Source organism: Alienimonas chondri (assembly GCF_013036045.1).
Taxonomy (GTDB): Bacteria; Planctomycetota; Planctomycetia; order Planctomycetales; family Planctomycetaceae; genus Alienimonas; species Alienimonas chondri.
Window position 1 is genome coordinate 1 of record NZ_WTPX01000150.1, and the last position, 11,070, is coordinate 11,070.

7 protein-coding genes are annotated in these 11,070 nt (G+C 69.7%); 3 read left to right on the plus strand and 4 right to left on the minus strand.

The genetic code is table 11. From position 1 onward, the window contains the following. A partial coding sequence (locus tag LzC2_RS17485; protein WP_206678774.1) for a DUF11 domain-containing protein occupies window positions 1-1,486 on the plus strand: 1,486 nt, incomplete at its 5' end. Window positions 1,487-1,656: 170 nt separating this feature from the next. Here LzC2_RS17485 and LzC2_RS17490 read toward each other — a convergent pair. Next, window positions 1,657-2,433, minus strand: coding sequence for an MBL fold metallo-hydrolase (locus LzC2_RS17490; protein WP_171189311.1), 777 nt, complete (start codon window positions 2,431-2,433; stop codon window positions 1,657-1,659). 284 nt (window positions 2,434-2,717) lie between these two features. Between LzC2_RS17490 and LzC2_RS17495 the strand changes: the two genes are divergently transcribed. Beyond that, window positions 2,718-3,593 carry a S1/P1 nuclease gene (locus LzC2_RS17495; protein ID WP_171189312.1) on the plus strand — a complete coding sequence of 292 codons (876 nt, stop codon included), beginning with the start codon at window positions 2,718-2,720 and terminating at the stop codon, window positions 3,591-3,593. Window positions 3,594-3,663: 70 nt separating this feature from the next. Here the strand turns inward: LzC2_RS17495 and LzC2_RS17500 are convergent, their stop codons facing one another. The 3 genes from LzC2_RS17500 to LzC2_RS17510 all read right to left on the minus strand — a co-directional run bounded on the left by LzC2_RS17500 (window position 3,664) and on the right by LzC2_RS17510 (window position 7,042). Beyond that, complete coding sequence (locus tag LzC2_RS17500) at window positions 3,664-4,854, minus strand: hypothetical protein (RefSeq protein ID WP_171189313.1); 1,191 nt, start codon at window positions 4,852-4,854, stop codon at window positions 3,664-3,666. A gap of 5 nt (window positions 4,855-4,859) precedes the next feature. Continuing rightward, complete coding sequence (locus LzC2_RS17505) at window positions 4,860-5,969, minus strand: DUF1559 family PulG-like putative transporter (RefSeq protein WP_174977617.1); 1,110 nt, start codon at window positions 5,967-5,969, stop codon at window positions 4,860-4,862. A 107-nt stretch (window positions 5,970-6,076) separates the two neighbouring features. Continuing rightward, window positions 6,077-7,042, minus strand: coding sequence for a DUF1559 family PulG-like putative transporter (locus tag LzC2_RS17510; RefSeq protein ID WP_414636421.1), 966 nt, complete (start codon window positions 7,040-7,042; stop codon window positions 6,077-6,079). 577 nt (window positions 7,043-7,619) lie between these two features. Between LzC2_RS17510 and LzC2_RS17515 the strand changes: the two genes are divergently transcribed. After that, window positions 7,620-10,787, plus strand: a complete 3,168-nt coding sequence (locus LzC2_RS17515) for an autotransporter outer membrane beta-barrel domain-containing protein (protein WP_171189316.1) — start codon at window positions 7,620-7,622, stop codon at window positions 10,785-10,787. The last annotated feature ends 283 nt before the right edge of the window (window positions 10,788-11,070 follow it).

The window sequence follows — 11,070 nt, forward strand, 5'->3', positions numbered from 1 at the left end:
GTCGATGCCGGAGTCGGACGAGCCCGTGCCCGCCCCGGCCGCCCCGGCCGTGTCGGCGCCGATCGTCAGCACGATCGGCGTGGACGGCGGCATCGGCCCGCAGACCGCCGGACTGAGCGTCACCTGGCAGCACGCCGGTCCGATTCGCGTCGGCCGGGTCTGCTCCTCGACCCTGACCGTGAAGAACGCCGGCCCGGCGACCGCCTACGGCGTGACCGTCACCGGCGACGTCTCCGCCAACATGGGCCTCGCGGCCGCCGATCCGACCCCCGAGGGCGGCGTCGACACGCCCAACCCCACCTGGACCTTCCCCGCGCTGGCCGCCGGCGAAGTGAAGTCGATTCGCCTGACCTACACCCCGACCGCCGTCGGCAGCGACGAGGCGCCCGAGTACGCCAACCGCCTCGCGGCGATGGTCACCAGCCGGCTGATCGCCCGCGGCGCCCCCCTCGTCACGGAGCCGAAGCTGGCCGTCGAACTGGAAGGCGTCCGCGAAGCTCTGCTCGGCGAACCGGCCACGCAGACGATCCTCGTCTCCAACCCCGGCACCGGCAGCATCGACGAAGCGTTGATCGAAGTGCTGCTGCCCGAGGGTCTGGATCACAGCGGCGGTCCGAAGCGACTGACCATGAACATCGGCGCCCTGTCCGCCGGCGAGACCAAGCCGGTTCGCCTCGGCCTGATGACCAGCGCCGGCGGCGTGCAGACGGTCTCCGTGCGAGTCCGCGGCGAAGGCGGCCTGGAAGCGGAGACCGAGGCTGACGTGCAGGTGAAAAGTCCGCAGATCGACCTGGAGATCGACGGCCCGGGTCTGCGGTACGTCAACCGGATCACCGCGATGAAGCTGACCGTCACCAACCCCGGCGACGCCGCCACGGATAACGTTCGCCTCGGCTACCGTGTCCCGGACGGCTTTGAGTTCCTCTCCACGGACACCAGCGGCACACACGACCCGTCGGGCAACACGGTGCGGTGGTTCCTCGGTCGGATCGAAGCCGGAGCCAGCGTCACCGCCACGGTGAACCTCAAAGCCGTCACCGGCGGCGAGCAGGTGCACATGGCCGAGGTCTCCGCCAGCAGCCGGGCCAAGGCCAGCGCCCGCCACGTCACCCGGATCGAAGGCACCGCCAGCCTGGTGTTGAAGATTCAGGACAGCGACGACCCGGTCGAAGTCGGCGCCGAGACGGAATACACCGTGACGGTCTCCAACGAGGGCACCGCCGCCGCGAAGACCGTCGGCCTCGCCTGCCGGGTGCCGGACGGCACGGAGACCGGCGTGATCCGCGGCCCCGCCGCCCACCGGACCGAGGGCAGCCTGATCCTGTTCGACAGCCTCCCGGAACTCGCCCCCGGCGCCAAGAAGGTCTACACGCTGCGGATCAAAGGCACGACCCCCGGCAGCAAACGCTTCCAGACCCGTCTGGTCAGCGAGAGCATCAGCGAACCGCTGATTCACGAGGAGATCACGAAGTTTTACGCGGAGTGAGCGTGAGCGGAGAGTGGAGAGGCCAAGAGTGAGAGGAAAACGTCGAACGACCCGGACGCTGCGAAGCGTCCGGGTCGTTCTGTTGCGCTCTCCGCTTCGCCGTCGCCGTTAGGCGGCGCGCGTCGTGGAGAGCAGCGCGCCGCCTAACGGCGACGGCGAAGCGGGGGGAGTCACGCTGTCGGCCGGACCTGCGGCGTCATCGGGGCGGCCTTTAACAGGCCGCGGATCAGGACGGGCACGTCGTCGGTGTCCGCGTAGATCTCGCCGTGCAGCGGGGCGAGGGTGCGGGGGGCGCCGTCGGTTTCCCAGCGCTTCAGCAGCACTCGCCAAGCGTCGCAGACCTCGTCGTCCGTCGGGGAGAACGGCGGGGGCGGGGCCGGCGGACGCTCCAGCGGCGGGGCGTCGTCCGGTTGCATCGGGCCGGGGGCGATTGCGCTGTCGCCCGTCAGCAGCACGCCGCCGAACGCCGGCGTGTAGACCATCACCGATCCCGGCGAGTGGCCCGGCCAGTGCAGCGTTTCGATCGGCAGGTCGGCCAGCGGGCCGCCCTCCCCGCAAGCGGCGATCGGATCCTCCCATTCCTGCATCAGCCCGCGGACGCGGGGGTCGTGGCGGTCTTCGGGGTGGAGGAACAGCGGCAACTCGAACTCCGCGACCAACTGGTCGAAGGCGTCGCCGCGACCGGCGAGGTCGGCGTGCGAGACGAAGCAACCGAGGATCTCCACGCCCTCCTCCTTCAACCCCCGCACGCCGGGGATCGCGTGCCGAAAGGGGGCGTCGAACAGCAGCGCCTTCCGCACGCCGCCGACGGGGAACACCAGCGCGTAGCTGTTGAACGGGCGGTGCGTGCCGCCGCTGCCGCAGCCGAACTGCGGGAGCATCGCCAAGCCGCCCTCCTCGGCGTTCCCGACGAGCCATTGGCGGCGGGGGTGATAAAAGGCGGTCATCGGCGGCGTCGTGATTCGAGTCCTCGGTGCGGGTTCACCGTATTCTCACCGATTCGATCCCACCACGCCGCGTATGGTCGTCGGCCGAGTTCCGCCCCGCTTCCTGCCTCCGATGACCGTTCGTCGCTCCGTGATGCGTTCCGTCACACGTCCCCGTCTGTGCGGTCTGTTGGCCGCCGCGGCGACGGTTTCGTGCCCGGCGTCCCACCACGCCTGCCCGGCGGACGGCGCTGGCCGACCTGCTCCGCCAGCACCCGCGGTACGAGGAGGACTTCGTCGCCGCGATGCCGCCGGAGATCGCCGCCGCCGACCGCGAGGGTCAGGACGAATGGCTGTTCCGCCGGGCGAGCGTCTGGCCGGACGTCGTCCGCGATCGAGGCGAGCCGGAACGTCGCAGCGCCTTCAACCGCGACACCTGGCACTACATCAACATCCCGCTGTATCTCACCCCGGCGGACGAAGCGGCGATTCGAGAGCGGGTCGCCGACGGGCTGCCCGCTCCGAACGTGCGCTTCGACCCGCCCGAGGGCGTGACCGCCGCGGACGGCGCCGAGGGGAAAGGGGCCGACGGGGAGCCGGGCATGAACGCCGTGCAGGCGTTGCGGTTCAATTTGGCGGCCGTGGCGGACGAGAACCGTTCGGCCGCGGAGCGGGCGGTCGCGCTCTGCTGGGTTCTGCACCTCGGCGGGGACGTGCATCAACCGATGCACGCGGCGGCGCTGTTCACGGACGGGCTGTACCCGGAGGGCGACCGCGGGGGGAATCTGGTGAAGGTGGCGGCGTCGCCCGGACAGCCGGGCCGCAACCTCCATGCGCTGTGGGACGCGGCGCCCGGCGCGACGTTCACGCCGGTCGAGGTCTCGTTGAACGCGGAGCGATTGCTGGCCGACGAAGGCCTGTCCGCCGCCGGCGCCGCGGCCGCGGGCGATCTCGACCCGAGGTCGTGGGCGCGGGAGAGCCGGACGCTCGCCCAATGGGCGGTCTACACGCCGGACGTGCTGGCCTACGTGCGCACCCGCGAGGCCGCCGTCGACGCCGACCGCGACCCGGACCCGGCGCCGCTGCGGGTCGCCGAGGAGGACGTCGACAAGATTCGCCGCTTGGCCGATCGTCGTCTGACCGAAGCCGGCTTCCGTCTGGGCGCCGCGCTGGCGAAGTGACGCGAGCCGGTTTCTCCCCGCTCCCCCCGGCGTTCCCAAACGAAGGGGCGAGGGGAGTACGACGTCTCGCTCACTCCGCTTTCGTCCAGCGGCCGTCGGCGTAGCGATAGGGAATCTTCACCGCGCCGTTCGCGCCTCGCCAGCGGCCGTTGCCGGTGGTTTCGCCGCCGGGGAAGGTGAACCACAACCGCAGTTCGCCGTCGGACTCCGCGGCTTCGGTCACCGGGAGTTCAAATCGACCGTCGTCGCCGACGGGGGCGACGTAGTGCTTCGCCCAATACTCGCCGGGCAGGGAGTCCGGGTGATCGCCGAGCACCGCGTTGATCGGCTTCGCTCCGACGGCGCGGACCGTGCCGGCGAGGGCAAACCCGTTCCCCGTCGCGGTCGGCCGGAGGGCGAGGTCGGCGACCTTCACGGTCGGCAGGTTCCACTCGCTCAGCGGGACGCCGCGGACGACCGGGTGCACGGCGAGCATCGCCGCGGACGCTTCGCTGAGGTGTCCGTTCTGCACCGCGCGGCCGGCGACCCGCTTGTAGTTGAAGTTGTTCGGCCCCATCAGCGTGTTGTCATGCCGGCGCCGCGGGGCGGCTTTCGGACCGATGTGCGGCAGGCCGAAGGCATGACCGAGTTCGTGAACCATCCCCTTCAAGGCCATCTCGTCGCCCAGTCCGGCGCAGATCGGCATCGTCTTGCGGAGCCGGGGCAGGCGGCTGTCGTAGTTGGCGATCGACCACCCGCCGAACTGGGGGGAGTTGCCGCCCCGGAAGTCCGAGAACCGCGTCGGCGGATCGCCGTGATAGACCAGCACCCACCACAGATCGCCCTTGGCGGGCAGATCGAAGTGCCTCATCGCGGAGGCGACGGCCTCCTTGTGGGTATCCGGCTTGGTGTAGCGATCGACGCCGTGCTCGCCGATCACGCCCAACACCTCGACGGAACCGGTTCCGTCGTCGGTGGGACGTCCGTTTTCGTCGACGCGGACGAACAGGCTCTTCACCCCCGGTTCATGGCCCCAGCGTTTCAGGCCGCTGAGGATGAAGGCGTCCGTGTAGTCGGCGAGCCGATCGAGACCGGACTGATAATCGACGGGCGGACGCACGCCGTTGGGACAGAACAGCACGATGCGAACCTTCGCCGCATCCAGTCGTTGGGCCTTGGGCGGCGGGTCCGCGGCGGGCGCCGCGGACCCGACGGCAAGCGTCGCGACGATCACGAGGCAGACCGTCCGCTTCAGGCGAACGCCCGCAACGGCAGATCGCACGGGGGTCACCACTCCTTGCTCACCTGCTGGCCGTCGTTCCGCTGGATCAGGCGGCGGTAGGTCTCTTCGTCGACGGTGTAGTTGAGCATCTGGGCGGAGCCGTCGACCAAGGCGATGTTCGTGCCCTCGGCATGCCAGGCGCCGGGCTTCGTAAAGACTTCCGACCCGGGAAGCATTCCGAGGCCGGCGCCGCCGACGCCGGGGGAGAAGATGGACTCGCCGTCCGTGTGACTGGTGCAGCAGTGATAGCCCTCCGCCCAGACGCCGTAGAGCGACTCGAGCAGCAGAATGGTGCTGGTGGTTCCGTCGGTCACGTCCCGGAACCGGGTGGCCTCGTTGGGTGCGAACATCCCGCCGATGCGGGTGGTGACGACGTTGCCGGAGTCGTCGCTGCCGGTCACGCGGAGGCCGGCGCTGCCGATGTAGTTGGACAGGCCGAAGTTTCCGGAGTTGTTGTCCGGGAAGCCGGGCGTGCCCTCGATGGTTTCATCCTTCGTGGCGACGGTGGAGGCGCTGGGGCAGACGTAAGTCTGCATGTTGTATTCAGCGGCGCGAAGGTTATCCGTTTGAAAGTTGTTTATTTGATTCAGGGATCCGCTGTCCGCAGTGGGAAAGCGGGGGAGATCGACCTCCCCTCCAAAGCTGATGAGGCGGGCGGTCGGAGACGCATCCAACTGCGGCAGAATCAGGGCGTGCCAGCCCCAATAATTACTAACGGCAATACCTTGGACGCCAGGTACGGCACCGTCAGACATTGTCGAGCCGTTAGGCATTTTCTGACCGATGACGACCATGCCGTGGAAGAACTCATCCGGCACGTCAGGGTCGAGATCGGAAATTGGCGGACGGACGACCACGCCGGTGGGGAAGGACTTGAAGCCGGAAGCGTAGTTGTGCATCGCCAGAGCGATGTTCTTGACGTTGTTCATGCACTGGGCCGCCCGGGCCCGTTCCCGAGCCGCTTGCACGGCGGGCAGCAGCAGGCTGGCCAACACGGCGATGATCGCGATGACCACCAGCAGTTCGATCAGGGTGAACCCGTTGCGGCGGGACGACGGCGCCCCCGTCGGAGCGGGAGCGGGGCGGGGGGTGACGAGCATCAGGCGGGGGTCCATTCGAGGGGAGGTCAGTTTAGCAGGTTCCAGCGGCCAGTCAGGCGCGGTCGACGGAACGGATCGAAGTTCACGGAGCGGTCGGCCCCGGGGATGAAGAAAGACATTCGTCATGGGGCTTCGACCTGTCTGCCGTCGTTGCGTTCGATCAAGCGACGGTAAACATCGCGGTCGAGGGTGTAGCTCAGCAGCGTCGAGTGACCGTCGGCGAAGGCCGCGGTCACTCCTTCGCTGTGGGCGGACCCGGGCGTGGTGAAGGCTTTTTCCGGGTCGGAAATCGCTTCGCCCGACCCGCCGCCCGCGGAGCCGCGATGAAAGATCGGCGGATCATCGGCGGTCCCGGCCATTTCCGGCGTCGGGTAGCTCGTGCAGCAGATCTGGCCTTCGTTCCAGAACCCGATCGTCGATTCCACCACCGCCAGCGTTTGCGGCGAGCCGTCAGTGATGTCGCGCATCCGGATGTGGTTGCCGATCTCAAAGAACCCGCCGGTCCGTACGCCCAAGCCGTCCTCCCCGGGAGCCGTCATACTGCCGGCGGCGCCAAGGTAGTAGTTCGGAGCCCAGTTCGTTCCGTTCAGTCCGTCGTCCGTCACGTCGTCGATCAGGTCGATGGCCCGCGGAGGGGGCGAAGCGGAGGGGCAGAGATAAGTTTGAATCCTGCTGACTGCCGCCTCCCGGTTGCCCTTTACCGAGAGCCGCGGGCAACTGTCGCTGATCATGCGATCCAGAATCCGCTGATCGAGTTGGGCTAAAATGCGGGCCTGCCATCCCCAGAACTGCGACAGATACAAGCCCCCGGGGCCGGGAGAGCCGCTGGGCAGAACAGGCGTGCTTTCGTACACCGTGCCCCACACCATCGGGCTCTCGTCGTCCCCGCTGCAGGGGATTGTCACCCAAAGCGGCGTCTTAAGCGTCTCCACGCCTTTGGGAAAGTAGCGGTGTGCGGCGTGATGATTGTGCAACGCCAGCACGATCTGCTTGGTGTTGTTTAAACACTGCGTGCGGCGAGCGGACTCCCGGGACCGCTGCACGGCGGGCAGCAGCAAGCTGGCCAGCACCGCGATGATCGCGATCACCACCAGCAGCTCGATCAGCGTGAAGCCGAGCGGATCTCGTCTTCGACAGGGCGGGCGGCTGCGGGGGGGGAAACGGAGAGACGCGGCGAGAGGGGAGACGCTTCGCACGGGAGGCTCGAGCGGGGGGACGGTGTCCTCGAAAGCCCATTCCGAACCCCGCGGGTTCGCGATCAGATCGCGCAAAACGCGGTCCTCGGAAAGTTTTCTCGCAACCCCGCCGCGGCGGACGGCAGCGGTTCGCAGCGGGCGGCCGCTGCCGGTCCGATCGCTTCGGGGGCGGACCGTTCGGTTCCGTGGACGGGGGCCGAATCGGGGGCGGCAGAGAAGGGGCTGGCCCGTCCCTGTCACGGCGCGGCGCTGTGTTTGACGGGGCTCAGGCGACTTGAAGACTTCTGAGGAAATGCGACGGGATCGGAAATGCCCTCATCCGACTCTGATGATCGGGCCGAATACATCAGCGCCGATGAGTCGCGCCGTGGCCCCTTCGGAAATCGACCTCCGCCGGGCGAAGCGAAGTTCAGTAGCGGGCGCCGGGCGGTTGGACCGCTCAGACGTCCTCATTCGACAGTCGCCCGCCATGCCTCGCTCCCTCGCGTCTCGTTCTCTCACGTCCTGCTGCCGTTCCTCCCGTGGGCGGGAAGAGCGCCGGCTGCGCCGGGCGCTGCCCTGGTTGCCGGCCGCGGCGTTCGCCCTCGGCGCCCTGCCGGCCGTCGCGGTCGCTCAGGACCGCACGATCAATGCGGCGACCACGGTCAACGCGGAGGAGAACGCCGCCCAGGACACCGCCGTCGCCGCCCCCGGGACAGTCACGGTGACGGGAACCGGCTGGTTGAAGGCGGAGGACTTCGTCACCTCCGAGAACGTCACGATCGACGTCGGCGGGCTGCTCTCCACGCAAACCGGCGGGGCGGCGGCGCCCGCCCCCTTCAGCGGGCTGGGCAACTACACGCTCGCCGGCGGGACGACCACGGTCGAGGGCGAGCTGTTCGTCGGCTCGAACCGGGATCTGTCCGGCGCCGGCATCGTGCGACCGACCGCCCCCGCCGACCGCCCCGCCGGCACGCTGGCCGTCGATACCGGGGCGGTGATCGCCCAACTGGGCGGCACGATGACGGCGAACATGCTCGCCCTCACCCGCGACGGCGACGCCACGGTCGACGGCGCCGGCTCGACGCTCGCCCTCTCCGGCGCCGCGACCGTCGACGGGGCCGGCTCCCTGCTGCGAGTGTCCAACGGCGGGGCGTTCGACGGGACGACTCTCGCCCTCACCGACGGCGGCGGCGCCTTCTCCTTCGACGCCGGTTCGACGTTCACCCTCGCCGGCGACGCCGCCGTGGACGGCGTCGGATCCTTGCTGACCGCACAGTTCGGCGGGGCGTTCGACGGAACCGCCCTCGCCCTCACCAACGGCGGCGGCGCCTCCGTCTGGGATGTCGGCTCGACGTTCACCCTCACCGGCGGCGCCGCCGTCGACGGGGCCAACTCTGATCTGAACGTGCTGAACGGGGGCGTATTCAACGGCGCGACCCTTGCCCTCGCCAACAACGGCGACGCGGTCATCAGCGGCGGCGGTTCGACGATGACGCTGACCGGCGCCGCCACCGCCGACGGGGCCGGCTCCGTGCTGTCCACGCGGAGCGGCGGCGTGTTCAACGGGACGACTCTCGCCCTCACCAACGAGGGCGACGCCTTTATCAACGGCCTGGGGGCCGCGGCGGGGACGACGACGTTCACCCTCACCGGCGCCGCCGCCGTCGACGGGGAGGGCTCCTTTCTCTCCACGCAGAACGGCGGCGTGTTCAGCGGAACGACCCTCGCCCTCACCGGCGGCGGCGACGCCCTCACCAGCGACGGCGGTTCGACGACGACCCTTTCCGGCGCCGCCGCCGTGGACGGCGCCGGATCCGTACTCGAGACGCGGTTCGGCGGCACGTTCAACGGGACGACCCTCGCCCTTACGAACGGCGGCGTCGCCGCTTCCTTCGGCGCCGGCTCGACGAAGACCCTCACCGGCGCCGTGACCGTCGACGGGGCCGGCTCGCAGCTGGCCGCGCAGTCCGGCGGGGCCGTCAATGCCGCCTCCGCGATGCAGTCCGGCGGGCTGATCGACGTGCAGTCCGGCTCGACGATGACCTTCGCGAACGACGTGACGGTCGACGGCGGGGAGACCCGCGTGAACGGCACGCTGACCGCCGCCAACCTGCTGATCAACAACGGCGGCACGCTGACCGGCGCCGGCACGATCGTCGGCGATCTCGCCATGAACGGCCGCCTCGCCCCCGGCAACAGCCCCGGCGTGCTGAACGTCACCGGCAACTTCGCCAGCGGGCCGGGGATGATCTACGACCTCGAACTGCAGGCCGCCGCCTCCCCCGTCGCCGGGACCGACTTCGACCAGACCGCCGTCACCGGAACCGCCACGGTGAACGGCGGGACCGTCAACGTGCAGCCGTTCGGCAACAGCGCCTATCGCGCCGGGATGCAGTACGCCTTCCTCACCGCCGACGGCGGGCTGACGGTCGTCAACCCGGTCACGGTGAACGAATCGCTGGCGAACGTGCGATTCATCCAGCAGATCGGCGCGACCGAATACGCCCTGATCGCGGCCCGGGACCAGTCCTTCGCGCAAGCCGGCGCCACCTTCAACACCCGGCAGGTCGGCGCCGGGCTGGACGCCGTTCGCAACGATCCGGCGCTGGCCGATCTGCGGAACGCGATCGATACGCTGGCCGACCCCGTGGACGTCGATCGGGCGCTGAACCAGCTCTCCGGCGAGATCTACGGCACGCAGCTGACCGCGTTGAACCGCAGCAGCTTGCAGTTCCTGGACGTCGTCGGCGGGCAGGGCGGGGCGTATCCGCTGGCCTGCGGGGCCTGCAATCTGAACGGCCCCGGACTGGAAGGCTGGATCGAGGGCTATGGCGCCTCGGGCCGGATCGACGGCGACGGCAACGCCTTCGACGCCCAGACCGGCAGCGCCGGGGCGGCGGTCGGGCTGACGCGGAACTTCGGCGGACCGGGCGCCTGCGTCTCCGTCGGGGCCTTCTACGGCTTTGAGTCTCTCACCACGCAGGTGTCGGCGGCGAACTCCACGGTGACGGACAAGGTGGTCCGGGCCGGCGGGTCGGTGAAGTCCGTGATGGGGCCGACCTACGCCCGCCTGAGCGGCTTCGGCGGCGTGGCCTTCGGGGACGCGCTGCGGTCGGTCTCGATCGACAGCGACGTGCTGCCGTTCGCGGATGGCGTCGACGCGGAGACCGGCGCCACCCTGGCCGCCGGCGACGCGGAGTTCGGCACGCTGTTCGGCTCGGAAGCGCGGTTCCTCACCCCGGTCGTCGGCGTGCGGTACGTGCACGTCGACCGCGACGGCTTCACCGAAGACGGCGGCGCCGCGGCGCTGGACGTGGACAACAGCACGCTGAAGGAACTGCGGGCCCGGGTCGGCATGCGGGCCGGCCATTGGATCGACGTCGCGGGCATGGTCCCGATGACCGCGACCTTCGAGGCGTTCTACAGCCGCGACGTCAGCGCCGGATCGATCGGCGACTACCGGGCGCAGTTCGACGCCGCCCCGGCCGGCTCCTTCGAGGCCCGCGGCACGGACTTCGGCCGGGACCGCGTGACCCTCGGCCCCGGGCTGGCGATCGGCGGCGGGCCGATTCGCCTGGCCAGTCAGTATCGCGTCGGCCTGACGGAAACCTCCGTCCTACACAGCGGCGACGTGCGGGTGGAGCTGTGCTACTAACCCGACCGTCGTGCAGAAGCGATCAGCAAAACCTTCGCACCCGATCGGCGCCGGCCGCCGTCCGCGTGACTGGTACGACGCGTCGTGCTCGTCGGCCCGTGCCCCGGTCGGGGGGAGAACCTCCTCATGCGAGGTTCCCCCCGCGTCGAAATAAAGCACTGCGAATACGTGTCGACATGGACGTCGGCTCGCCCCGTTTCCCGTCGCCGCCCGGAGCGCCCCGCCTCGGCCGGACGACGCACCCCGCAAGAGCGACACGGATGTCGACCGCCCACAGAAATCC